The organism is Streptomyces sulfonofaciens (assembly GCF_014656295.1).
Lineage (GTDB): Bacteria > Actinomycetota > Actinomycetes > Streptomycetales > Streptomycetaceae > Streptomyces > Streptomyces sulfonofaciens.
On the sequence record NZ_BNCD01000019.1, the window covers coordinates 64,652 to 89,413 of the forward strand.

13 protein-coding genes are annotated in these 24,762 nt (G+C 71.7%); 4 read left to right on the plus strand and 9 right to left on the minus strand.

Annotated elements, in window-relative coordinates:
* Window positions 1-15: 15 nt before the first annotated feature.
* The 4 genes from IE313_RS26500 to IE313_RS26515 all read left to right on the plus strand — a co-directional run bounded on the left by IE313_RS26500 (window position 16) and on the right by IE313_RS26515 (window position 4,885).
* Complete coding sequence (locus IE313_RS26500; RefSeq protein WP_189936506.1) at window positions 16-951, plus strand: carbohydrate ABC transporter permease; 936 nt, start codon at window positions 16-18, stop codon at window positions 949-951.
* Window positions 952-967: 16 nt separating this feature from the next.
* Window positions 968-1,795: a carbohydrate ABC transporter permease gene (locus IE313_RS26505; protein WP_189936508.1), complete on the plus strand. Its 828-nt coding sequence runs from the start codon at window positions 968-970 to the stop codon at window positions 1,793-1,795.
* Window positions 1,792-2,835 (plus strand): LacI family DNA-binding transcriptional regulator, encoded by a 1,044-nt coding sequence (locus IE313_RS26510; protein ID WP_189936510.1) that lies wholly within the window; start codon window positions 1,792-1,794, stop codon window positions 2,833-2,835. Before IE313_RS26505 ends, IE313_RS26510 begins: the two co-directional genes overlap by 4 nt.
* 115 nt (window positions 2,836-2,950) lie before the next feature.
* The gene (locus tag IE313_RS26515) at window positions 2,951-4,885 is read left to right on the plus strand and encodes a cellulase family glycosylhydrolase (RefSeq protein WP_189936512.1); all 1,935 of its coding nucleotides are present in this window, start codon (window positions 2,951-2,953) and stop codon (window positions 4,883-4,885) included.
* Window positions 4,886-4,908: 23 nt separating this feature from the next.
* Here IE313_RS26515 and IE313_RS26520 read toward each other — a convergent pair whose 3' ends face one another.
* The 9 genes from IE313_RS26520 to IE313_RS26560 form a co-directional block, all read right to left on the minus strand.
* Window positions 4,909-5,664 (minus strand): class I SAM-dependent methyltransferase, encoded by a 756-nt coding sequence (locus IE313_RS26520; protein ID WP_229924976.1) that lies wholly within the window; start codon window positions 5,662-5,664, stop codon window positions 4,909-4,911.
* Window positions 5,665-5,835: 171 nt separating this feature from the next.
* On the minus strand, window positions 5,836-6,048 hold the full coding sequence (locus IE313_RS26525; RefSeq protein ID WP_189936514.1) for an MbtH family protein: 213 nt from the start codon (window positions 6,046-6,048) through the stop codon (window positions 5,836-5,838).
* A gap of 73 nt (window positions 6,049-6,121) precedes the next feature.
* Window positions 6,122-7,207, minus strand: a complete 1,086-nt coding sequence (locus tag IE313_RS26530) for a GntG family PLP-dependent aldolase (RefSeq protein WP_229924977.1) — start codon at window positions 7,205-7,207, stop codon at window positions 6,122-6,124.
* Complete coding sequence (argH, locus tag IE313_RS26535) at window positions 7,197-8,714, minus strand: argininosuccinate lyase (protein ID WP_189936517.1); 1,518 nt, start codon at window positions 8,712-8,714, stop codon at window positions 7,197-7,199. Before argH ends, IE313_RS26530 begins: the two co-directional genes overlap by 11 nt.
* Window positions 8,711-9,943: an ATP-grasp domain-containing protein gene (locus IE313_RS26540; RefSeq protein WP_189936518.1), complete on the minus strand. Its 1,233-nt coding sequence runs from the start codon at window positions 9,941-9,943 to the stop codon at window positions 8,711-8,713. Before IE313_RS26540 ends, argH begins: the two co-directional genes overlap by 4 nt.
* Window positions 9,940-11,001: a pyridoxal-phosphate dependent enzyme gene (locus IE313_RS26545; RefSeq protein WP_229924978.1), complete on the minus strand. Its 1,062-nt coding sequence runs from the start codon at window positions 10,999-11,001 to the stop codon at window positions 9,940-9,942. Before IE313_RS26545 ends, IE313_RS26540 begins: the two co-directional genes overlap by 4 nt.
* Window positions 10,976-11,986 (minus strand): GHMP family kinase ATP-binding protein, encoded by a 1,011-nt coding sequence (locus tag IE313_RS26550; protein WP_189936630.1) that lies wholly within the window; start codon window positions 11,984-11,986, stop codon window positions 10,976-10,978. Before IE313_RS26550 ends, IE313_RS26545 begins: the two co-directional genes overlap by 26 nt.
* 6 nt (window positions 11,987-11,992) lie before the next feature.
* Window positions 11,993-19,267, minus strand: coding sequence for a non-ribosomal peptide synthetase (locus IE313_RS26555; RefSeq protein WP_189936520.1), 7,275 nt, complete (start codon window positions 19,265-19,267; stop codon window positions 11,993-11,995).
* A complete protein-coding gene (locus IE313_RS26560) occupies window positions 19,264-24,297 on the minus strand; it encodes a non-ribosomal peptide synthetase (RefSeq protein WP_229924979.1) in 5,034 nt (1,677 codons plus the stop codon). Before IE313_RS26560 ends, IE313_RS26555 begins: the two co-directional genes overlap by 4 nt.
* Window positions 24,298-24,762 lie beyond the last annotated feature (465 nt).

Here is a 24,762-nt window from a genome sequence, read left to right on the forward strand (position 1 = left end):
CACGGAAGCCACCACATGACGACGCTGACGCCGATCCCGGGCGGGAGGGCGGTCCACCCCGCCGCGCCCTCCCCGGCCACCGCCCCACCACCGCGCCGGCAGGGCGGCACGATCCTCGCCGTCCCGGCACTGCTCTGGTACCTGGTCTTCATGGTCGGCCCGATGGCCGCCATCTTCGTGATCGCGGCCCTGCACTGGCCGGGCATGCTCCAGCCGGTGTCCTTCGCCGGCCTCGGCAACCTGCGCACCGTCCTCGACGACCCCGTCTTCTGGGACGCGGTGCGCAACACCGCCGTCCAGTTGGCCGTGGCCCTGCCCGTCATGATCGTGTGCGCATTCATGCTCGGGTACTACGTCGCGCAGCGGCCGCCCGGCCACCGCGTGATCCGCTATCTGCTGTTCATCCCCGGACTGATCTCCACTCCAGCGAAGGCGATGGTGTGCTACGCCGCGCTCTCACCGGACGGACTCCTCAACGGCGCGCTGAAAGGCGTGGGCCTCGGCTCGCTCACCGACGCCTGGCTGGCGTCGCCGTCGACGGCCCTCGCCTGCCTGATCGGGCTCGACCTGTGGAGCGGGATCGGGTTCACCGCCGTGCTGTTCGCCGCCCGGCTCGACGGTGTCCCCGAGGAACTCGGCGAGGCCGCGCACCTGGACGGCGCCGGGCACTGGCGGACGATGTGGCGCATCCACTTCCCCGTGGTGCGCGACTACGTCGGCGTGGTCACGATGCTGCAGTTCCTGTGGACGCTGTTCGGCTCCGCACAGCACGTGCTGCTGCTCACGCAGGGCGGCCCGGGCACCTCGTCCACCACGCTGTCCTTCCTCGTGTACCAGAAGGCGTTCATCGCGGCCGATCTCGGCTACAGCCAGACCGTCGGCGTCATCCTCTTCCTCACCGGACTCGCCGGGCTGCTCGCCATCCGGCGCCTGTTCCGCCAGACCTACTGAACGAAGGCGGCTCCCCATGAAGCTCGGCAAACGCTGGCTGCCCGCACACGTGCTGGTGTGGACCTATGCGGCGCTGCTGCTGGTACCGCTCTACTACCTGCTGGCGTCCGCGTTCAAGTCCAACGACGAGATCTTCGGCCGTCCCTTCGCACCGCCGGTCTCCTTCGGCCTCGGCAACTTCCGCACCGCCTTCACCCGCGCGGATCTGGGTCTCGCCGTCGTCAACTCGCTGCTGGTGACGGTCCTGGCGCTGGCGCTGACGCTGCTGCTCGCGCTGCCCGCCGCGTTCGCGCTCGGCCGGTCGACGGGGCGGGCGGCCGCGGCGCTGGAGAGGGTCTTCTCGCTCGGCTTCCTCATCCCCACCTTCGCGGCGCTCTTCCCGACGTTCCTGCTCGCCGCTGCGACCGGCCTCTTCCACACCCGCACCTTCATGGTGCTCTTCCTGCCCGCCACCGCGCTGCCGCTGTCCGTGGTGATCCTGGTGCAGTTCATGCGGACCGTGCCCCGCGAGTTGGAGGAGGCCGCACGCCTGGACGGCGCCTCCACCTACGCCGTGCTGCGGCACGTGCACACGCCGATGTGCCTGCCCGGCATCGCGACGGTGCTGCTGCTGAACTTCCTGTCCTTCTGGAACGAGTACCTCTACTCGCTGGTCATCATCGGCCCCGACCCCGCCCAGCGCACCGTTCAGGTGGCCCTGCCCACGCTCAAGGCCATCACCGGCACCGACTACGGTGTGCTCACCGCCGGCACCGTGCTGACCCTCGTACCGGTGTGGATCGTCTACACGCTGCTCCAGAAGCGGATGCAGCAGTCGCTCGTCAGCGGGGCGGTGAAGATGTGAGCGCACCGACCGCGAGGCCGGGCCGCCGGCCCACCATCAAGGAGGTGGCGGCCTCGGCCGGGGTGTCGACGGCGGCCGTGTCGCAAGCGTTCAACCACAAGGGCAGGCTGTCCGAGGAGACCAGACGGCGGATCCTGGACACCGCGGTGCGGCTGGGCTGGTCGCCGAACGCGCCGGCCGCCGCCCTGCGCAGCTCCCGCACCCGCACCCTCGCCCTCGTCGTGCGCCGCCCCACCGACGTACTGGGCGCGGACCCCCACTTCAGCGAGTTGATCACCGGCATGGAGGCCGAACTCGCGCCGCGCGGCTACGGCCTGCTGCTGCACCTGGTCGCCGGTGTGCACGAGGAGAACGCGGTGTACGAGCGGTTCGCGGCCGAGGGGCGCGTCGACGGAGCCGTCCTGACCGACGCGCGCACCGACGACACCCGCCCCGCCCTGCTCGCCCGCCTGGGCCTGCCCGCCGTGATGCTCGGTGCTCCCGACCGCACGGGGCCGGTGCCGAGCGTCGGCCTCGGGCACCAGGACGCCGGTGTCACGGAGGCCGTCCGGCACCTGATCGGCCTCGGCCACCGGCGCATCGCCTATGTGGCGGGGCCCGCGGAGCTCCAGCACACCCGGCTGCGGCGCGCCGGCTTCGAGTCGGCGCTGCGTGCGGCCGGGCTGCGGCCGTTCGCCGTACTGCACACCGACTTCAGCCAGGGTGCGGCCGTCGCCGCCACCGAAGCGCTGGTCGACGCCGCGGACCGCCCCACGGCGATCGTCTACGCCAACGACTCCATGGCCGTCTGCGGCATGGGGACCGCCCAGCGGCGCGGTCTCGGCGTCCCGGCCGACCTGTCGGTGGTCGGCTACGACAACCTGCCGCTGGGCCGCTGGCTGCACCCCCGGCTGACCACCGTCGACCAGCGGGTGCAGCAGGTCGGTGCGGCCGCCGCCCGGCTGCTGCTCGCCCGCTGCGGCGAGGACGTGGCGGAGGAGGTGCTGGAGGGCCGGCCGCGGCTGGTGGCCCGCGAGTCCAGTGGACCGGCTCCCCGCTGACGCACCCCCGCCGGCCACCGCCGGCCCGCACCGCCCCCAGCCCCCAGCCCCCCGCACACCCGCACACCCGCACACCCGCACACCCGCACACCGAAGAATGAGACCCAGAAGGACCATGCGACGCCACAGCGCCCACCTCACCCACGATCCCGCCGTCCTGCCCTGGCTGGGCGCCAACTTCTGGTCCCGCACCGGCGGGCCCCTGATGTGGCGCGCCTACGATCCGCGGACGGTGCGCGAGGAGTTGTCCGTCCTGCGCGCGCACGGCCTGACGATGACCCGCTCGTTCTTCTACTGGCCGGACTTCCATCCCCACCCGCACCGCGTCGACGAGGCACTGTGCGCCCACTTCGGCGACTTCCTCGACGCCCACACCGAGGCGGGCATGGCGACGGTGCCCACCTTCCTCGTCGGGCACATGTCGGGAGAGAACTGGGATCCTGCCTGGCGCGGCGGCCGCGACCTCTACGAGGACGTGTGGATGGTGGGGCGCCAGGCCTGGTTCGTGTCCCAGATGACCCGCCGCTTCAAGGACCACCCGGCGGTCACGGGCTGGCTGATCTCCAACGAGATGCCCGGCTACGGGCGTGTCTACCAGGTCGATCCGCCCTCCAGTGACGTCGTCACGGCCTGGGCGCAGATCATGTGCGACGCCGTGCGGGCCGCGGGGGGCACCCAGCCGGTGTCCCTCGGCGACGGGGCGTGGGGCATCGAGGTCACGGGCCGCGACAACGGCTTCTCGCTGCGCGAGACCGCGGAGTACGTCGACTTCGTCGGCCCGCACGTCTACCGCTCCGACACCGACCCCGTCCGCCAGCACCACCGTGCCGCCTTCGAGTGCGAACTGGCCGCGGTCACCGGAGCGCCCGTCGTCCTGGAGGAGTTCGGCCTGTCCACGGACACGGTGTCGGCCGAGAACGCCGCGGTGTACTACCGGCAGACCCTGCACAACTCCCTGCTGGGCGGTGCGACGGGCTGGATCGCCTGGAACAACACCGACTACGACGACCTGTGGGACCGCTCGCCCTACGACCACCACCCTTTCGAGATGCACTTCGGCATCACCGACGCCACCGGCGCGGCGAAGCCGCCGCTGCGTGAGCTGGAGGCGTTCGCCCGGGTGCTGAAGGCCGTCGACTTCGCGCGCTGCCACCGCGCGGACGCCAACGCGGCCCTGGTCGTGCCCGCCTTCCTGGAACGCGGCTACCCCTACAGCAGGCCCGCCGACCGGCCGCTCATCTTCACCTCGCTGCACCAGAGCTATGTGGCGGCCCGCGGCGCCGACCTGCCCGTGGGCCTCACCCGGGAGGCCGACGGCCTGCCCGGCCGTGCCGCGCTGTACCTGCTGCCCGCCACGCGCCAGCTCACCGCGGGCACCCGGCGCGAGCTCCACCGCCGGGCCGAGGCTGGCGCCACCGTCTACCTCTCGTTCTGCTCGGGCGAGCACCCGGTCACCCGCGGCCCGTGGTTCGACGACCTGGACGGGCTCTTCGGCGTCGAGCTCCAGTTGTCCTACGGCGTGGCCGAGCCGATCGAGGACGACGTGCTGGAGATGACGTTCACGGCGGACTTCGGCTCACTGGCCGAAGGCGACGTGCTGCGCTTCCCCGTCGCGGGCAACGAGGACAGCAGGGCGTACCTGCCGGTCGTGCCGCGTACCGCCCGGGTGGTCGCCGTCGACGCGCACGGCCGGCCCGCCCTGCTGGTCAACGACACGGGAGCGGGCGCCACCGTGCTCGCCACCTATCCGCTGGAGCACATGGCCGCCCGCACCCCCCGCGCCAACCCCGAGCAGACGCACCGGCTGTACGCGGCGCTCGCCGACCTCGCGGGCGTCCACCGCCCCGTGACGGTCGCCAGCCCGCTGGTCGGCGCGGACGTCCTGGTGCACGAGGACGGCCGGCGCTTCGTGTGGCTGGTCAGCCAGTGTGCCGAGGACCTCACGGTCCGGCCGCGCGCCGACGGGGTCCTGTACGACCTGGAGTCGGGCGCCCGTACCGACGAGGTGGCGCTCGCCCCGTACGGGGTGCGCGTGGTGGAGCTGCGCTGAGGGGCCCGCCGTCCCGGGCCGGCTCAGTGCGGTGCCGCGTCCGGGGCCAGGGCGAGGACCGCCGCGTACTGGGCGCCGTCCGTGCGGGTGTCGACCACCGACCAGCCGGTTCCGGCGGTCATCCCGCTCAGCTCCGCCGGCGAGACGAACAGGTAGTCGAACCATGCGGTGGCCGTCAGCAGGTGCCGCAGCCGCAGCCGCATCTGACCGCTGAGCCGGCCGTGCCGCCTGTTCTTCGCCAGGTACGCACCGTGGACGGCACCGTCCAGGAGGTAGGGGTCCACGCCGGTGCCGAGGATGCGGGCGCCGGGGCGGGCCAGCCGCCGCAGCGCGGCGAGCAGCCGGGGCCCCTGCTCACGGCTCTCCAGCAGGCCGAGGTTCTTGCCCAGCAGGAGGAAGGAGTCGAACCGCCGCATGTCGTCGAGATCGCCTGCCGTCCCCCGCACGGTGGATCCGAGGCCCCTCTCCGCACACACCTTGAGCGCGCCCGGGGAGACGTCCAGGCCCACCACGTCCACCCCGTCCGCCTGGAGCGGCAGGGAGAACCGGCCGGCTCCGACTCCCACGTCGAGGACGCGTCCGCGGGCCTGCTCGCAGGCCCAGCGGTCGAGCGGCGGCCATCCGCCGGGCCCCTCGAAGAAGCCCACCGCGTCGTAGGCGCTGATGTAGCCGTCGTCGCGTTCGCAGATCTCGTAGTACCGGCCGGCGGGCAGGCCGGCGGCGTGGCAGTCGCGGAGCAGTTCGCCCCAGGCGTCACCGATCATGTACTCCGAGCTCACAGTGGGGGTCCTTTCGTCCGCGGAGGGTGTGCTGCGGCGTCTTCGGCGCCCGTGCCGGAGCCGGCCGCCGCAGCACGGGGGGACCGGCCGCCCAGGCGGTGGGCACGGCCGGGCCCGGGGGCGCTGCGGCCGCCGGGCCCGCGTCCCCGGGGCCCGGCGGTGCCGCCGGGCTCAGGCGGACAGCGCGCCGTCCGCCTCCACCGCGCGCCGCAGGCTGAGCGGCCGCATGTCGACCCACACCTCCTCGATGTGGTCGAGGCACCGCTCCTTGGGGCCGGTCACACCCACGGCGCGCCAGCCTTCGGGGACGTCCCGATCGGCGGGCCAGACGGAGTACTGCTCCTCGTCGTTGACGACGACGGTCCACTGAGTGCTGTTCTGCATGGCTGATCTCCGTTCGGTGAAGAGGGCTGGGCGGGGCTGGTGGCGGAGTCGCGTGGTCCGCCGGGCCGTGCGGTCAGGTCTGTGCGGCCACCGGTGCCAGGATCCGGCGGAAGACCGCCAGCGCCCGTTCCACGTCGCCGTCCGACACCCCGGCGTGGGTGACGGCACGGATGCGGCCGTGTCCGAGTTCGGCGAGGTGCACGCCCTCGGCCGAGCACAGGGAGAGGAACTTGTCCTGGGTGAGCGTGGGGTGGGCGACGCGGAAGAACACCATGTTGGTCTCCACCGGCTCCACGGTGACACCGGGCAGCAGGGCGAGGCCCGCGGCGAGGGCCCGGGCGCTTACGTGGTCGTCCGCGAGCCGGTCGACCATCTCCTCCAGCGCGACCAGGCCGGCCGCCGCGAGCACACCGACCTGCCGCATGCCGCCGCCCAGCATCTTGCGGACGCGGCGGACGCCGTCGATGAAGCCGGCGTCCCCCACCACCATCGAGCCCACGGGAGCGGACAGGCCCTTGGAGAGGCAGAACTGCACCGAGTCCGCGTGGCGGGCGATCTCGCTCGCCGGCACACCGCTGGACAGGGCCGCGTTGAAGATGCGCGCGCCGTCGAGGTGGACGGGCACCCCGCGGCGGCGGGCCAGCTCGGCGACCTGCGCCAGATGGTCGAGCGGGAGCACCCGCCCGCCGCAGCGGTTCTGCGGATTCTCCAGGCACAGCAGCGAGGGCAGCGCGAACTGCGGGTCCTCGGGGTCCTCGGGGAAGGCCGCCTCGATGTCGGCGAGCGCCATCGTCCCGTCGGGGGCGTTGCGGACGGGCTCGAAGACCACGCCGCCGCACACCGACGCGCCGCCCGCCTCGTAGACGTAGATGTCGGACTCGGCGCCCACCACGACCTTGGTGCCGCGCGGGCAGTGGGTGAGGATCGACGCGAGGTTGGCCATCGTGCCGCTCGGCATGAAGCAGCCGTCGCCCTTGCCCAGCGTGCGCGCGGCCAGCAACTCCAGTTCGCGGACGGTGGGATCCTCGCCGTAGGTGTCGTCGCCCAGCCGTGCCGCGGTCATGGCCCGCAGCATGGCCGGCGTCGGCATGGTGAACGTGTCGCTGCGCAGCTCGACGCGGCGAAGGCCGGCGTCGCTCGCCGGTGTCTCAGGCACCACGGACGGTCCCCTCTCCTGTGACGGACCCGGCCGCCGTGGCGGTGGCCGGGGCGCAGACGGCGTCGACGGTCTCCATCAGCCGTTCGGTACTGCGCTCCCATGCGGCCTCCTGCCGCAGGTGGGCGGCGCGGTGCTCCAGCCACCGGGCGGCGAGCGGGCCGAAGGCACGCTCGAACGCGGCCGGGCCGGGGCCGCCGCCGAACCGGGCCGCGCGCCGCACCGCCTCGGGGCCGAGGTCGGGCAGCGGGGCTTTCGGGGTGTGCCCGTTGCGGGCGAGCCCCTCGCCGAGGGAGTCCACCTCCCCGGCGAGCACCGCGGTCGCGGCCTGGCCGACCTGGTAGTGCGCACGCCTGAACGGCACGCCCTGGCCCACCAGCCACTCGGCCGTCGCGGTCGCGTTGGTCAGGCCCTCGGTGGCCCGCCGGGCCATGACCTCGGGCACGGGCCGCACCCCCTGGTAGGCGAGCCGCATGATCTTCACCGCGTCGGCCGTGGTGTACAGCGCCGCCATGACGTGGGACATGGCCTCGGTGCCGACCGCGATCGAGTTGGTGAAGGGTGTGCCGCGCATCGCGCTCACCGCCGCGGTCAGCGCGCCCAGGGCGGCGGCGGACTTGCCCTGCACATGCTCCAGTACGAACGCGTTCCGCTTCTGGGGCATCATCGAGCTGGAGCCGACGAGACCGTCGGGGACGGTGAGCATGCCGAACTCGGCGCTGGACCACATCAGCAGGTCCAGTGCGGCCCGGTCCAGGGTGACGCCGAGGATCGCGCAGGTGGACAGCATGCGCAGTGCGGTGTCCCGGGAGGCGATGGCGTCGACGGAGTTGGCCACCGGCTCCGTGAACCCCAGGAGGTGCGCGGTGCGTTCGGGGTCGATGGGCACGGTCGTGCCGCCCACCGAGCCACCGCCGAGCGGGCTGCGCGCCAGCCCGCGGGCCGCGTGCGCCAGCGACTGGAGGTCGCGCTCGACCGCGTGCGACAGGCCGAGCAGGTAGTGCCCGAAGGTGATGGGCATGGCGGCCTGGAAGTGGGTGTGGACGGGCATCAGGACGTCGCGGTACCTGCGCGCCCGGTTGGTCAGCACGGTGCCGAGGGCGGTGAGTTCGCGGGCGAGCCGCTTGTAGGGCTCGCGCAGGGCCAGTTGCAGGCAGGTCGCGTTGAGGTCGTTGCGCGAGCGGCCGGTCTGCAGGACTCCGCCGACACCCTCGCCGAGGAGTTCGATGAGGTAGCCCTCGTAGGCGAGGTACAGGCCCCTGGGCGTCGGCAGGTGCTCCAGGGGGGCGAAGTCCTGCTTGCGCAGGTCCTGGACGGCCGACAGCAGCGCCGAGGCGACCGGCCGCTCGGTGATGCCGCGCTCCGCCAGCATCACGACATGGGCCAGGTCGACCAGGCAGATCCGGTCGAGTTCCGCCTTCCAGGCCGGCCGGGGCGTGGCCGGGCGCTCCAGCAGCATGGCGCGGATCTGCGGCGAGGCAGCGGTGCGCAGCCTTCCGGAGTCCGTCATAGGACCGCCTCCTTGATCGGGGTGAGCGACGGCCGGACCGCCCGCAGGCCCCGGTCCGCCGAGCGGCCGGCCTCGGCCGCGGTTGCCGCGCGTGCCATGACGTGTCCGATGCGGTCCCGGAAGTCGTCACCGACGGTGAGTTCCGTGCCGGGGGCCCGGTAGGACTCGGCGTCGACGACCCCGGGCACCCGGCGCGCCTCGTCGAGTCCCGGCAGCCCGTCGAGGCGGCCGCTGCGCGTCGCCACGACGAAACGGATGGCCGCCGCCTCCGAGCGGGTCGGTGCGGGGGTGCGCCCGAGGCCGGTGAAGGCCCTGACGGTCTCCTCGATGAGGTCGATGCCGGTGGCCTCCTGCACCAGCCGGGGTATCCACCCGCCGGCCAGCCGGGGGTTCACCTCGACCAGGACGGGTTCCCCGGCGGCGGACAGGCGCAGTTCGACGTGGGCGGGGCCGAGGAGCAGTTCCAGGCACCGCACCGCGGCGCGCGCGGCCGCCTCGATCCGGGCGCGTACCGCGGGATCGAGCGGAGCGGGGAAGTCGTGGCCCGTCTCGACGAACGCGGGCAGCGCCCCCAGGTGCTTGCCGGTGACGCCGACGACGGCGCCGCCGAGCATCTCCACGGAGTACTCGGGCCCGTCGACGAACTCCTCGACGAGCACCCGCCGCGCCACCGGCCGGCCGCGCTCGTTGCGCTCCCTGGCGAGCAGGACGTCGACCAGTCCGGTCACCTCGCCGGCGTCGCGGCACAGCCGCACACCCTGGCTGCCGCTTCCCATGACGGGCTTCACCACGACGGGGTAGCCGATGTCCTGGGCCGCCCGGAGGGCCTCGTCGCGGGTGGCGGCCACCGCGAAGTGCGGTACGCGCACGCCGCCGTCGGCGAGCCGGCCGCGCTGGGCGCCCTTGTCCTGGACGGCTTCGACGGCGGCGGGCGGAAGGCCGGGCAGGCCCAGCCGTGCCGCGGCCGCGCTGGCGGTGCCCACGTAGTAGTCGGAGCTGGTGGTGACACCGGCGAGCCCTTCCTCGCCCGCCGCACCGCGGCACGCGGCGACGACGGCCCCGACGTCGTCCGTGTCGGTGCGCACGACCTCGGCCCCGCCGACCGAGGCGTAGCGTGCCGGCTGCGAGGCCAGCAGGACCGGGCGCAGTCCGAGCCCGCGGGCGCGCTCGGGGAACAGCCGCCCGGTGCCCGTGGTGTTGCTCTCGACCAGGACGAGGGTGCGCGTCATGCCGCACCTCCCGCGGCCTGCCGGGTGACGTCCTCGTGCCGCTGCCTGTTCCAGGCGTAGTGGCTCCAGGCGCCGTCGACCTGCGCCGGGTGGTCCAGCGTGCGCGGCGCGCCGGGCAGCGCCGGGGGGAGGAGGTCGTTGCGGCGCAGCCAGGTGTCGCTGTAGACGGTGCTCGTGTAGCGGTGGCCCTCGTCCGGGAAGAGCGCGACCACCTTGAGGTCCGGGTGCTCGCGTGCGTACCAGCGGGCCACATGGTGGGCCGCACCGCTGGTGGGACCCATGTAGAGGCAGTGCCCGGAGTGCAGCTCGCGGGTGGTGGCGAAGGCGGTCGGGGCGTCGAGCCAGTGCACCTCGTCGAAGAGGGTGTGGTCGAGCACCTTCGGCAGGAGCCCGTTGCCGAGGCCCCGCAGCCGCCGGGCCCCGGCGGGGGCGCCGAACAGCACGCTGCCGAGGGTGTCCACGCCGATCAGCCGCATCGCCGGGTTCAGGGACCGCAGGAACGAGCCGATCCCGGACGAGGAACCGCCCGAGCCGACCGGGCAGACCAGCGCGTCGACCGGTCCCAGGCTCTCCAGCAGCAGTTCGGCGACCGCCCCGTACGACACCGGGTTCAACGGGTTGTCGTACTGCCCCGGGGTGAAGTAGGTGCCCAGGCGTGACTGGATGCGCGCGAGCCGGTCGAGGCGGGCCTGCTGGACACCCGACGTGCGCAGTTCGGCCCCGGAGACGATGCTCACCCGGGCGCCGAGCGCCTCGAGCCGCCGCCGCAGCGGCGCGTCGATGGCGGGGTCGCCGACGAGCACCAGGGGGTAGCCGCGCAGGCGGCACACCATGGCGAGGCCGAGCCCGAAGGTGCCGGAGGTGGTCTCCACCACGGTGGTGCCCGGCAGCAGTTCGCCGCCGGCCTCGGCGCTCTTGAGGATGAAGTCCGCGGGCAGCAGCTTCATCAGGTGGAAGGCGGCCCCGTAGAGGTTCCCCTCCAGTTGGACGACCTTGGGGAGCACATGGCTGTCGACCACGCTCCGGTAGGGCTTACGGCTGGCGTACGTCACTGGCATGGTTGTCGCTCCCGGCGTTGTAGCGCCACTGGTCGGAGAAGTGCAGTTCACGAAGGCGGCGCCCGGCGAGGGCCGCCTGCCGTTCCAGTTCGGGCCTGCGCGCGTCGAAGAGCAGGCCGGCGATGGTGCCGCTGTGGGCGACCTGGACCCCGAGGGCGCCGCACTCCGCGGCCACGTCCAGCACCCTTTCGAACCGGGGAACGGGCAGGAACCGCTGATTGATGCGGGCACTGGCGGTGGCGATGCGCCCGAGTTCGGCGAGGTGGCCGTGTTCCACCGCGCGCCGCAGCAGACCCCGCAGGGCCCTGAAGCACTCGATCTCCCACGAGGTGTACCGGGCCGGCGGCCAGGACAGCGTGTCGAGTCCCTGGTCGTCGAAGGCGAAACCGACCACTTCCAGTGACGGCGCCGGCCGGTGGAAGTCCTCGATCACCACGCCCTCGCGCTGGGCGAACAGCAGCATGCGGTCGAAGATCAGCGGGTCCGTGGCCACCTCCGCGGCGGCTGCGATCCGCGCGATCCGCTCGGGGGGCAGATGCCGGCCGGTCGCGGAGAGGACGGCGAGGATGGCAGCGGTGACATCGCTGCTCGACGAGCCGAGCCCGCGGCCCACCGCGACGTCTCCGTGCAGTTCGAGCCGGCCGCCGTAGCCTTCCATCCCGAGCGCGCCGAGCACGCCCCGCACGGCGCTCAGGGACTTGGTCTTCCACTTCGGCCGCACGCTCAGCTCCGGCTCCCAGCGGCTGAGCCGGATCGTGGCACTGCTGCCGAACAGCGAGCACGGCAGTGTGACCAGGCCCCTGCGGATCTCGCCGTGGTCCTCGAACGCCCCCTGGAGCAGTTCTCCGTGGTGGCTCGGCGCGGTGCCGATGCCGACCAGGGCCTCGGGCCCGGCGCCCTCGTGGCCCTCCTCGTGCGGCTCCGACTCCGCCAGCGCCGTCGGGCGCGGGTTGTCCGGCAGCACACCTCGCCGGGATACGCCCATCTCCACCTAGGCCTCCTCGGCCGTGTCGGTCTTCGGGTTCAGGGTCTGCAAGGCCGTCTCGATCCTCTCGGCCACCGCAGCGGAGTGCGGGGGGTAGACGACGTCGTGGTGGTTGCCCGGCAGTTCGATCTCGTGCACGCGGCCGCGGGTGCGGGCCCGCCAGGCGTGCGGATCGACCGGCGGCGCCTGGAGCGTCGGGTGCTGCTGCGACACGGTGAACAGGTGGACGTCCGCGGTGACCCGAGTGCCCGGCCGGTAGCCGGCCGCGGCCTTCTGGTGGGCCCGTGCGACGGCCAGCATGCGGCGCACCGCCGCGGACTGCGTGCGCTCGGGCAGCGTCTCCCTCTCGTGGGAGCGGCGCACCAGTGCCGCGATGATGTGGTCGTCGTCGAGCCGGCGCACCTGCTCCTCGCTGAGTCCGGCCTCCGCGCCGAACCTGACCAGCACATCCTGCTCCGAGGGGCCGGGGCCGGTGCCGAGCGCCTCGGCGTCGATCACACCGAGGAAGTCCACCTCGTCCCCGGCCCGCTCCAGTTGTGCCGCCATCTCGAAGGCGACGTTGCCGCCGAAGGACCAGCCCGCCAGCCGGTAGGGGCCCTCGGGGGCCACCGTCCTGATCTCGTCCAGATAGCGGGCCGCGATCTCCTCGATGCGCTCCAGCGGAGTGCTGTCGGTGTTGTAGCCGACGGCTTCGAGCCCGTACACGGGCCGGGTGCCGCCGAGCCGCCGGGCGAGGTCGACGTAGCAGCACACGTCGCCGCCGTGCGGGTGCACCAGGAACAGCGGCGGTGCCGGTGCCCGGCCGGCTTCGGGCGCGGGGCCCTCCGCCATCGGGACGAGCAGGTGGGCAACGGCGCCCGAGGCGCCCGGCAGCGCCGCGCACAGGCCCTCCACGGTGGGGGCGCGGAAGAGCGCGTTGAGGGGGACGTCGACCCCGAACTCCCGGCGCACCGCCTCCATCAGCTCGAACGCCCTGAGGGAGTGGCCGCCCAGCTCGAAGAAGTCGTCCCGTACGCCGATGGGGGCGCGTTGCAGGATCCGCTGCCACAGTCCCGTCATCCGCAATTCCAGCACATCGCGCGGGGCCATGGCCGCGCCCCCGGTCCCGGTGCCCGGCTCCGGCAGGCGCCGCACGTCCACCTTGCCGTTCGGGGTCAGCGGCAGGGCTTCGAGGCTCACGAATGCCGAGGGCACCATGTGGGAGGGCAGCCGGTCCCGCGCGAACGCGCGCAGCGACGCCGTCTCCTCGCCCTCGCGCCACACCACGTGGCCCACCAGTCGCCGGTCCATCCCGGTACCGGCGACCGTGACCGCGCAGCGGGCCACGGCGGGGTGCCGCTGGAGCACCGACTCGGTCTCGCCGGGCTCGATGCGGTGGCCGCGTATCTTGACCTGGGCGTCGGCGCGGCCCGCGAACTCCAGGGTGCCGTCGGCGCGCCACCGTGCGAGATCGCCGGTGCGGTACATCCGCCCGCCGGCGCCGAACGGATCGGGCAGGAAGCGCTCGGCGGTCGCCGCGGGACGCCCGCCGTAGCCGCGCACCACCCCGTCGCCCGCGAGGTACAGCTCGCCGATGGTGCCGATCGGGGCGAGCCCCATGGCGTCGTCGAGCACATAGGCGCGGGTGTTGGACAGCGGGGTGCCGATGGGGACGGGGCCGGGCGCCTGTGAGGGCTCCACCCGGTGGGCCGTGGACCACACGGTGGTCTCGGTCGGCCCGTAGGCGTTCCACAGTTCGTCCACCCGGTCGGCGAGATCCGCGGCGAGCTGCCGGGACATCGCCTCACCGCCGCACACCGCCCGCAGGGTACCGCCCTGCCAGCCGCTCATCAGGAGCAGGTGCCAGGTGGCGGGGGTGGCCTGCACCAGGGTGGCCGAGACGGCGTCCAGGGCCTCGGCGAGCCGGGCACCGTCCGACGCGGTGGCACGGTCGGCGACGACGGTGCGGGCACCGCGGGTCAGCGGGACCAGCAGTTCCAGCACCGCGATGTCGAAGGAGACGGTGGTCACGGCAAGCACCGTGTCCTCCTCGTCCAGCCGCAGCCTGCGCGCCATGTCGGCGGCGAAGTTGGCGAGGCCGCGGTGCGGTACCTGGACCGGTTTCGGTCTGCCCGTGGATCCGGAGGTGTAGATGACGTACGCCAGGTCGTCCGGGTGGGTGGTGCGCGCCGGGGCCGTACCGGCGGGGTCTCCCCCGGTGTCGCGGTCCACGTCGATCACCGCCGCGCCCGGCCGGTCCTCGAACCGGGCGGCGAGTCCCTGTCCGGTCAGGACGATCCGGGCGCCGCTGTCCGCGAGCATGTAGTCGATGCGGTCCTGCGGGTAGGCGGGGTCGACGGGCAGGTAGGCGGCGCCGGCCTTGAGGACCGCGAGTACCGCGAGGACCGCCTCGGGCGACCGTTCGAGGACCACCGCCACCGGCGGTGTGCCGGGGCCCGCGCCGGCGGCCGCCAGCCGGGCGGCGAGCCGGCCGGAGCGCTCGGCCAGCTCCGCGTAGACCATGTCGGCCCGGCCCGGGGCGCCGAGGGCGACGGCGTGGGGGGTCCGCGCGGCCTGCGCGTCGACCAGGTCGTGCAGGCAGGCCGCCGGGTACGCGGCGGCGGTGTCGTTCCAGCCGGTGCGCAGCCGGTGCTCCTCGTCGGGCGTCAGTACACCGATCCGCGACAGGGGGCGGTGCGCGTCGGCGACGACCTGTTCCAGCAGGCGCCGGTAGTGCGCCACCAGCCTCTCCACCGTCTCCCGGTCCAGCAGCGCGGTGGCGTAGGTGAAGACCCCCTCGATGCGGTCGGGGTGGGTCACGAGTGTCACGTCGAGGTCGAACCTCACCGAGCCCGTCGGCAGTTCCACGGGGCGGGCTGTGGCGCCCGGCACTTCCAGTGCCCCGGACTGTGCTCCGACGAGGGTGAACATGATCTGGAAGAGCGGGTTGCGGCTGAGGTCGCGCTCGGGACGCAGGGCCTCGACCAGCATGTCGAAGGGGAGTTCCTGGTTCTGGTAGGCGTCCAGGGCGGTGGTGCGGACGCGGTCCAGGAGCTGGGCGAAGGTGGGGTCGCCCGACAGGTCGGTGCGCATGAGGAGGGTGTTGACGAAGTATCCGATGAGGGGCTCGGTCTCGGCACGGGTGCGGCCGTCGATCGGTGTGCCGATCAGGATGTCGTCCGCGGCGGTGTGCTTGCGGAGGGTCGCATCGAACGCGGCCAGCAGCACCATGTAGAGGGTCGCGTTGTGGTGCTGTGCGAGCGCGTTCAGCCGGGCCGCCAGCTCGGTCGGCAGGGTGAGGCGCACCTGGGCGCCGTTCCCGTCGCGGACGGGTGGCCGCGGCCGGTCCGGGTGCAGCTCGGTGCCGGTGGAGCCCTGGAGGCGGTCGCGCCAGTGGGCGAGTTGTTCCGCCAGCTCGTCGCTGTGCTGCCGCTCGCGGCTCCAGGCCGCGTAGTCGGCGTACTGGATCGGCAGTTCGGGCAGGTCGGGCCGCCGTCCGCCGAGGAGGGCCGTGTAGGCCGCCGACAGCTCGCTCCACAGCAGCGTCATGGACGAGCCGTCGACCGCGATGTGGTGCACCACCAGCACCAGCAGGTGATGGTCCTCGGGCAGCTCGACGATGCGGGCCCTGAGCCAGGGGCCCTCGGCGAGGTCGAAGGGCAGGCACGCGTCGTCCGTGGCCAGCGCGTCGGCACGGGTTCGCGCCTCGTCGGCCGGCAGGTGCCGCAGGTCGGTCACCACGAGGAAGTCGGGCACGGCCTCGACGCGCTGGCGGGGCACGTCGTCGTCCCCGATGACGATGCGCGAGCGCAGGACGTGGTGCCGGTCCACGACGAGCCGCAGCGCGGCTGCCAGGGCCCCGCTGTCCAGGGTGCCGCTGAACATGATGGCCGACGGCACGTTGTACTCGGCCGTGCCCGGGTTCAGTTCCTCCAGGAACCACAGCCGGCGCTGGCTGGGTGACAGCTCCTCGTCGGTTCCGGTCCGGGCGGCCGGGCCCACGGGTGCGGTGGGCGCCAGGCCGTCTACGGCTTTGGCCATGGTGTGGATAGTGGGGTGGTCGAAGAGGAGGGTGAGGGGGACGTTGAGGCCCAGCGCGGCGCGCAGCCGCGAGATGGTGCGCGTGGCCAGCAGGGAGTGCCCACCCAGGGAAAAGAAATTGGTGTGCACATCAGGCCCGGGATGCTGCAGCACATCCGCCCAGATATCGGCGATCAGATGCTCGGTGTCCGTGACCGGCGCGGTGTGCGCACGAGCGGACCGCACCACACGCGGCACCGGCAGACGCTTCGTGTCCAACTTCCCGTTCGCGTTCGTCGGAACCGCCGCAATCGGCGTGAAACTCCCAGGAACCAGATAAGGAGGCAACTTCCCCAGAAGATCCGCCTCCAGATCCTTCACCAACGCATCAAAATCCGGCGCCCCGTCACCCAACACCAGATAAGCAGCCAACCGCTGATCACCAGGAGTCGGCTCCCACTTCGTCACAATCGCCTCGAGAACCACCGGATGAGACCGCAGAACATGCTCGATCTCACCCGGCTCCACACGAATACCACGCACCTTTATCTGATGATCACTACGCCCCAGGAACGTGATCTCCCCATCCCCATGACGCACACCCTGATCACCCGTCCGATACAACCGACCACCGGACCGACCCGGATGAGGCACAAAAACATCCGCCGTCTTCCGCGGATCACCCCAATACCCACGAGCCAACCCGACACCGGCAAGATACAAATCCCCCGGAACACCCACCGGAACCGGATTCAAATGATCATCCAACACCAACAACTCATTGTTGGCAATCGGAACACCCAACGGAACAGCACCCCGCTCGACATCCTCCACCACACACGTATGCGCCGTGGAATCAATCGACACCTCAGTCGCACCCCACTGGTTGTACAAACGCGCAGGCGTACCCCCCAAACACTCGAAGAACCGCCCCACCACATACGGCTGCAACGCCTCACCACTCGACACCACATGCCGCAGACACCCAAGACCCCCAGCCCCAACACCAGCACCAGCACCAGCAACCTCGTCCAGGAACAGGTTGAGCATGCTCGGCACGAACTGCAGGACCGAGACCCGGTGCCGGACGGCGCTCTCCAGGATGGCGCGCGGATCGCGGTGGAGCCCCGCACCCAGCATGACCACGGTGGCACCGGTGATCAGCGGCCAGAACAACTCCACAGCGGAGTCGTCGAAACTGAGGATCGTCTTGTGCAGAACCGTCTCACCCGGACCGATGCCATAACACTCCTGCATCCACCACATACGGTTCACCCACCCGCGGTGCGTACTCGCCACACCCTTGGGCCGACCCGTCGAACCCGACGTGAAATACACCGACACCAGATGATCCGGCAGGAGCGGGACGACCGGAGCCTCGGGCATCGACTCCGTCAGCACATCACACACCACCGCCCGCACACCGCAACCGACGAAATGCACCGCACGCCCCGCATCCGTACACACAAACCGGATACGGCCATCGGTCAACACCGTCACCGCACGCGCAGGAGGAACATCCGGATCCAACGGCACATAAGCACCACCGGCCTTCAGAACACCCAACAACGAGACGAGCATCTCCACCGAACGATCCATCCACAGACCCACCGGCACATCAGGCCCCACACCCAACCCCACCAGACGATGCGCCAACGCATTCGCCCGACCCACCACCTCCGCATACGACACCCGCTCACCATCAGCACCCACCACCGCCACCGCATCCGGCGACCGCACCGCCTGCGCATCCACCAACTCGTGCAACAACCCATCCGGAAACACACCCCCCGTCCGATTGAACGCCTCGAACGACTCCACCTCCCCGGGGCTGAGGACGTCGATCGCCGAGAGCCTGCGCTCGGGGTGGGCCGCCGCGTTGTGCAGGAACCGCTGGAACCGGTCCACGAAGCGTTCGATCGACGCCCGCTCGAAGAGGTCGGTGGCGTAGATGGCGACACCTTCGAGGGTGTCCGCGCGACGGGTCAGCGAGAGGTTGAGGTCGAAGCGCGACTTCGTCGCCACCATGGCCACCGGCTCGGCCTCCAGGCCGGGGAGCCGCAGCGTCGTCGTCTCCTCGTCACCGAGGGTGAACATGATCTGGAAGAGCGGGTTGCGGCTGGGGTCGCGCTCTGGACGCAGCTCCTGCAGCAGTGCGTCGAAGGGGAGTTCCTGGTTGTGGTAGGCGTCCAGGGCGGTGGTGCGGACGCGTTCCAGGAGTTCGGTGAAGGTGGGGTCGCCCGATAGATCGGTGCGCATGAGGAGGGTGTTGACGAAGTACCCGATGAGGGGCTCGGTCTCGGCACGGGTGCGGCCGGCGATGGGTGTGCCGATCAGGATGTCGTCCGCGGCGGTGTGCTTGCGGAGCGTCGCGTCGAACGCGGCCAGCAGCACCATGAAGAACGTCGCCTTGTGCTGCCCGCCCAGCTCCGTCAGCCGCCGGGTCAGCTCGGCGGGGAGGGCGAACCGGACGTGTGCGCCCTCGCCGCTGCGGACGGGGGGCCGGGGCCGGTCGGTGAACAGTTCCGTGCCGGTGGCGCCCTGGAGGTGCTCGCGCCAGTAGGCCAGTTGCCTCGTCATCTCCTCCCCGTGCTGCCGCTCGCGGCTCCAGGCCGCGTAGTCGGCGTACTGGATCGGCAGTTCGGGCAGGTCGGGCCGCCGTCCTTCGACCAGGGCCGCGTAGGCGGCCGACAGCTCGCTCCACAGCAGCGGCATGGACGAGCCGTCGACCGCGATGTGGTGGACGACCACCACGAGCAGGTGGTCCGCGGGCGTCAGCCGCAGCACCGTGACCCGCAGCGGGCTCTCCGCCGCCAGGTCGAAGGGCTGCCGCACCAGCTCCTCCGCCCGGGCGAGGGCTCGGGACAACCGCTCCCCGCCCCCGGCCCCGTCGACGTCCACCAGGCTGACGGGGGCAGGACCCGCCGGGCGCACCAGCGGGACCGGGGCCCCGTCGCGCTCGGTGAAGACGGTGCGCAGCACCTCGTGCCGCTCGACGATGCAGGAGAACGCCTCTTCCAACGCCTGAACGTCGAGCCGGCCACGCAGCCGGACCACTTCGTAGGAGTTGTATCCGTCGAGCATCCGCTCCAGGAGCCACATGCGTTCCTGCGAGAACGACGCGGGGGGTTCGCCGCCGTGCCGGCGCGGCCGGATGGCGTCCGCGCCGGTGCCGGACAACCGGGCCCGGGCCGCCCTGATCCGTTCCTGTGCGAGCGCCCTGCGGTCCCCCGCCGACGGGCGCGCCCGACCGGACGCGCCTTCCTGGCCGACCGCGGTCATGAGGTGCTCCCTTCCGCGGCACGGAACGACTCGTCCGGCTCGGCCCCGGTCCCCTCGTCGAGTTCCTGGAGGAGCAGTTCCTCGACGGCTTTGGCCATGGTGTGGATAGTGGGGTGGTCGAAGAGGAGGGTGAGGGGGACGTTGAGGCCCAGCGCGGCGCGCAGCCGCGAGATGGTGCGCGTGGCCAGCAGGGAGTGCCCGCCCAGGGAAAAGAAATTGGTGTGCACATCGGGCCCGGGATGCTGCAGCACATCCGCCCAGATATCGGCGATCAGATGCTCGGTGTCCGTGACCGGCGCGGTGTGCGCACGAGCGGACCGCACCACACGCGGCACCGGCAGACGCTTCGTGTCCAACTTCCCGTTCGCGTTCGTCGGAACCGCCGCAATCGGCGTGAAACTCCCAGGAACCAGATAAGGAGGCAACTTCCCCAGAAGATCCGCCTCCAGATCCTTCACCAACGCATCAAAATCCGGCGCCCCGTCACCCAACACCAGATAAGCAGCCAACCGCTGATCACCAGGAGTCGGCTCCCACTTCGTCACAATCGCCTCGAGAACCACCGGATGAGACCGCAGAACATGCTCGATCTCACCCGGCTCCACACGAATACCACGCACCTTTATCTGATGATCACTACGCCCCAGGAACGTGATCTCCCCATCCCCATGACGCACACCCTGATCACCCGTCCGATACAACCGACCACCGGACCGACCCGGATGAGGCACAAAAACATCCGCCGTCTTCCGCGGATCACCCCAATACCCACGAGCCAACCCGACACCGGCAAGATACAAATCCCCCGGAACACCCACCGGAACCGGATTCAAATGATCATCCAACACCAACAACTCATTGTTGGCAATCGGAACACCCAACGGAACAGCACCCCGCTCGACATCCTCCACCACACACGTATGCGCCGTGGAATCAATCGACACCTCAGTCGCACCCCACTGGTTGTACAAACGCGCAGGCGTACCCCCCAAACACTCGAAGAACCGCCCCACCACATACGGCTGCAACGCCTCACCACTCGACACCACATGCCGCAGACACCCAAGACCCCCAGCCCCAACACCAGCACCAGCACCAGCAACCTCGTCCAGGAACAGGTTGAGCATGCTCGGCACGAACTGCAGGACCGAGACCCGGTGCCGGACGGCGCTCTCCAGGATGGCGCGCGGATCGCGGTGGAGCCCCGCACCCAGCATGACCACGGTGGCACCGGTGATCAGCGGCCAGAACAACTCCACAGCGGAGTCGTCGAAACTGAGGATCGTCTTGTGCAGAACCGTCTCACCCGGACCGATGCCATAACACTCCTGCATCCACCACATACGGTTCACCCACCCGCGGTGCGTACTCGCCACACCCTTGGGCCGACCCGTCGAACCCGACGTGAAATACACCGACACCAGATGATCCGGCAGGAGCGGGACGACCGGAGCCTCGGGCATCGACTCCGTCAGCACATCACACACCACCGCCCGCACACCGCAACCGACGAAATGCACCGCACGCCCCGCATCCGTACACACAAACCGGATACGGCCATCGGTCAACACCGTCACCGCACGCGCAGGAGGAACATCCGGATCCAACGGCACATAAGCACCACCGGCCTTCAGAACACCCAACAACGAGACGAGCATCTCCACCGAACGATCCATCCACAGACCCACCGGCACATCAGGCCCCACACCCAACCCCACCAGACGATGCGCCAACGCATTCGCCCGACCCACCACCTCCGCATACGACACCCGCTCACCATCAGCACCCACCACCGCCACCGCATCCGGCGACCGCACCGCCTGCGCATCCACCAACTCGTGCAACAACCCATCCGGAAACACACCCCCCGTCCGATTGAACGCCTCGAACGACTCCACCTCCCCGGGGGACACCAGGTCGATGCGGTCCACCGGGCGGTCGGGCTCACGAAGGGCCGTCTCCAGCAGCCTGATGTAGTGGTCGACCATGCGGCGCATCGTGTCCTCGTCGAAGAGCGCCGTGGAGTACTCCCAGATGAGGGTGATGCGGTCGCCCTCAGGGTGTTCCGCGAGACCGGTGCGCTGCTGGCTGCGGGGGATGACGACGATGTTGAGGTCCATCTTCGCCGTACCGTTGTGCCGCTCCAGCACGGTGCCCCCGACCCCGCCGAGGTCGAGGTCGGGCACGGAGGCGTTGTGGAAACTGAACATCACCTGGAAGAGCGGGTTGCGCGAGGGGTCGCGGGGCGGCCTGATGGCGTCCACCAACCGGTCGAGCGGCACGTCCTGCCAGTCGGAGCTGTCGACGATGACGCCGTGCACGCGCTTGCGCAGCGCGTCGAAGCCGGGTGCGCCGGACATGTCGATGTGCAGGGGGAGGGTGTTCACCACCATGCCCAGCATCCGCTCGGTCTCGGCGAGGCGGCGGTTGGCGACACCGGTGCCGATCACCATGTCGTCCACCTGCGCGTAGCGGCCCATCAGCGCGGCGAAGCCGGACAGCATGGAACTGAACAGCGTGACCCCGGCCCCGCGGCTGGTCTCCTCCAGTGCGCGGGACAGCTTCGCCGGTAGTTCCACGCGCAGCGCGGCGCCGGAGAAGGACTGGTTGCGCGGACGCGGCCGGTCCGTCGGGAGGTCGAGGGTGAAGGGGGCTCCGTCCAGGTGCGCCTTCCAGTGGTCGATGTGCCGTTCGAGCACCTCGCCGCGCAGCCAGTCGCGCTGCCACACCGCGAAGTCGGCGTACTGGACCGCGGGCTCCGGCAGCGGCGAGGGGGCGCCCGCCGCGAACGCGGTGTAGAGGGCGCGCATCTCGTCCAGGAGGCGGCCGAACGACCAGCCGTCGTGCACGAAGTGGTGCTCCACCTGGACCAGGGTGTGCAGGTCCGCGGCGTGCCGCACCAGCGCCCAGCGCACCAGGGGCGGCGAGGTCAGGTCGAAGGGCTGCTGGACGGCGTTCCGGAGCACCTCCTGGGTGCGCCGCTCCTGCTCGTCGGCGGGCAGCCCATCCAGGTCCGTCACCGGGAGGTGTACGGGCATGGGCGGCAGCGGCTGCTGGACGGGCGTGCCGTCCACGGCGGCGAACGCCGTGCGCATGACCTCGTGGCGCCGCACGATCTCGGTCAGCGTGCGGTGCAGCGCGTCCACGTCCAGCGGGCCGCGGAACTCCAGGGTGGCCTGGGCGTTGTAGGCCAGGTTGCCCGGCGAGAGCTGCTCCAGGAACCAGATCCGCTCCTGCGGGAAGGACAGGGGCAGCGGTCCCTTGCGGTCGGCCTTGCGCAGCGGCGGCAGGGCCGGGGCGGCGGTGCCCGGTCCGGCGAGCGCCTCGGCCATCGCCGCGACGGTCGGGCCCTTGTAGATGCCCGAGATCGGGAACTCGGTGGAGAACTCCCTACGGATCTGCGCCGCGAGGCGTCCCGCGTACAAGGAGTGGCCGCCGAGCGTGAAGAAGTCGTCGTGGATGCCCACGTCGTCCATGCCGAGCAGCTCCGCCACCATCTCGGCCAGCCGCCGCTGCACCGGCGTGCGGGCCGCGGCGTCGTCGTCCGCGCCGGTCAGCCCCAGCGACGCGCGGTCCGGGGCCGGCAGCGCCGCGCGGTCGAGCTTGCCGTTCGGGGTGAGGGGCAGCCGGTCGATGGTGACGATCGTCGGGACCATGTAGTGCGGCAGCCGGTCACGGGCGAAGTCCCGCAGTTCGAGGGGGCTCGCGCCGGGCGCCACCACGTAGGCCAGCAGGCCGTCCTGCTCCCCCACCGTGCCCACGACCACCGCCGTGTCCTGCACGTCGCGGTGGCGGCCCAGCACGGCCGCGACCTCGTCCGGCTCGATGCGGAAGCCGTGCAGCTTCACCTGCTGGTCGATGCGCCCGAGGAAGTCCAGCGCGCCGCCGGTGGTGCGCCGCACCAGGTCGCCGGTACGGTACACGCGCTCGCCTGGCCGGTCCGGGTCGGGGGCGAACCGGTCCGCCGTCAGGCCGGGACGGCCGATGTAGCCCCGTGCCACGCCCGCGCCGCCGATGGCCAGTTCGCCGGTGCCGCCGTCCGGCACGGGCCGCAGGTCGTCCCCCAGCACATGCAGGGTCGCGCCCTCGATGGCACGCCCGATGTCCGGTTTGCCGCCACCCGGCTCGGCCTCGGCGTACGAGGCCCACACGGTGGTCTCGGTGGGACCGTAGGCGTTCAGGAGGCGGCGGCCCGGGGCCCACCGCTCCACCAGGTGCGGCGGAAGGGCCTCGCCGGCGCAGGTGATGACTTCGAGGTCGGGCAGCTCGGTGTGCGGCACCATGCCGAGCACGCTGGGCGGAAGGGTGAGGTGGGTGATCCGGGCGTCCCTCAGGAACTCCCCGAGGCCGGGTCCGTAGAGGACGTCCCTGCGGGGCGGCAGGACCAGCGTGGCCCCCGAGCGCAGGGCCATCGTCAGCTCGAACACGGATGCGTCGAAGCTCGGCGACGCGAACTGCAGCACCCGTTTGCCGGGCGTGATCCCGTAGGCGGCGACCTGGGCCCGGGCGAGGTTGGCCAGGGACCCGTGGGTGAGCGTCACACCCTTCGGCCGGCCGGTGGAGCCGGACGTGTAGATCACGTAGGCAGCGGAGTCCGGGGCGGGCGCCTCGGCCGGGGCGGCGGACGGCTCCCCCGTGCCGCCGGCCGGGTCCAGCACCGGTACGCCGCAGGTGCGCAGCCAGGGGGCGGCCGTGCCGTGGGCCAGCAGAAGCTGCGCGCCCGAGTCGCTGATCATGTAGGCCAGCCGGTCCTGCGGGTACGACGGGTCCAGTGGCAGCCAGGCGGCACCGGCCCGGATGACGGAGACCACCGAGACGACCAGGTCGAACGAGGGTTCGAGGAAGACGCCGACGATGGAGCCGGGGCGCACACCCTGCGCGTGCAGGCGGGTGGCCAGCCGTGCCGACGCCTCCTCCAGACCGGCATAGGTCAGCCGCTGGTCGGCCAGTTCGACTGCCACGCTTGAAGGTGTCGCGGCGACCTGACGGAGGAACATCTCCAGGAACATCCCGGATTCTTCGTGGACCACGGAAGTCTCCCTGAGGGTTCGGACAGCTCGGCGGACGGCTGCGGGCATGGGCGGAGGACGTCGGGCGCGCGGCGGCGCCGCCGGGTGCACGGCTCCGCCCGCGCCGGCCACGGCGTGGTCGGCCGGAGCCGCGTATGGGGCTTGGGGGAACGGTGCGGCCGGTGATCGGCCCCCGGTCGTCGGGGGCGTCCCGACGGGTGTACACCGGGGTCTCGGCGCGGTTTGGAGGCACCGGGCGGCCCTGGGGCCTGCGGGCCGGGGCGGGGCAGCGCCGGGAGGTATCGGGCTGTGGCGGTGAGTGGGGAGTGGGGGGAGGCGGGCAGGTTCGCTGCCCGGTTGTCCTCAAGCTAGCCGCGGCCCAGGACCGCCACAGGCACTTCGCAGGCACTTCGACCGGCAACTTCCGCCTGCCGTGCGGCACCTGAGGCACATGGGCGCGCTTCGGCAGCCACCGGCCCGGCAGGG

What these genes read in the sequence shown, in the direction of transcription:
- IE313_RS26500 (WP_189936506.1), top strand. Translation starts at nt 16, where the DNA reads ATGACGACGCTGACGCCGATCCCGGGCGGGAGGGCGGTCCACCCCGCC.
- IE313_RS26505 (WP_189936508.1), top strand. Translation starts at nt 968, where the DNA reads ATGAAGCTCGGCAAACGCTGGCTGCCCGCACACGTGCTGGTGTGGACC.
- IE313_RS26515 (WP_189936512.1), top strand. Translation starts at nt 2,951, where the DNA reads ATGCGACGCCACAGCGCCCACCTCACCCACGATCCCGCCGTCCTGCCC.
- IE313_RS26525 (WP_189936514.1), bottom strand. Translation starts at nt 6,048, where the DNA reads ATGCAGAACAGCACTCAGTGGACCGTCGTCGTCAACGACGAGGAGCAG.
- argH (WP_189936517.1), bottom strand. Translation starts at nt 8,714, where the DNA reads ATGACGGACTCCGGAAGGCTGCGCACCGCTGCCTCGCCGCAGATCCGC.
- IE313_RS26540 (WP_189936518.1), bottom strand. Translation starts at nt 9,943, where the DNA reads ATGACGCGCACCCTCGTCCTGGTCGAGAGCAACACCACGGGCACCGGG.
- IE313_RS26545 (WP_229924978.1), bottom strand. Translation starts at nt 11,001, where the DNA reads ATGCCAGTGACGTACGCCAGCCGTAAGCCCTACCGGAGCGTGGTCGAC.
- IE313_RS26550 (WP_189936630.1), bottom strand. Translation starts at nt 11,986, where the DNA reads ATGGGCGTATCCCGGCGAGGTGTGCTGCCGGACAACCCGCGCCCGACG.
- IE313_RS26555 (WP_189936520.1), bottom strand. Translation starts at nt 19,267, where the DNA reads ATGACCGCGGTCGGCCAGGAAGGCGCGTCCGGTCGGGCGCGCCCGTCG.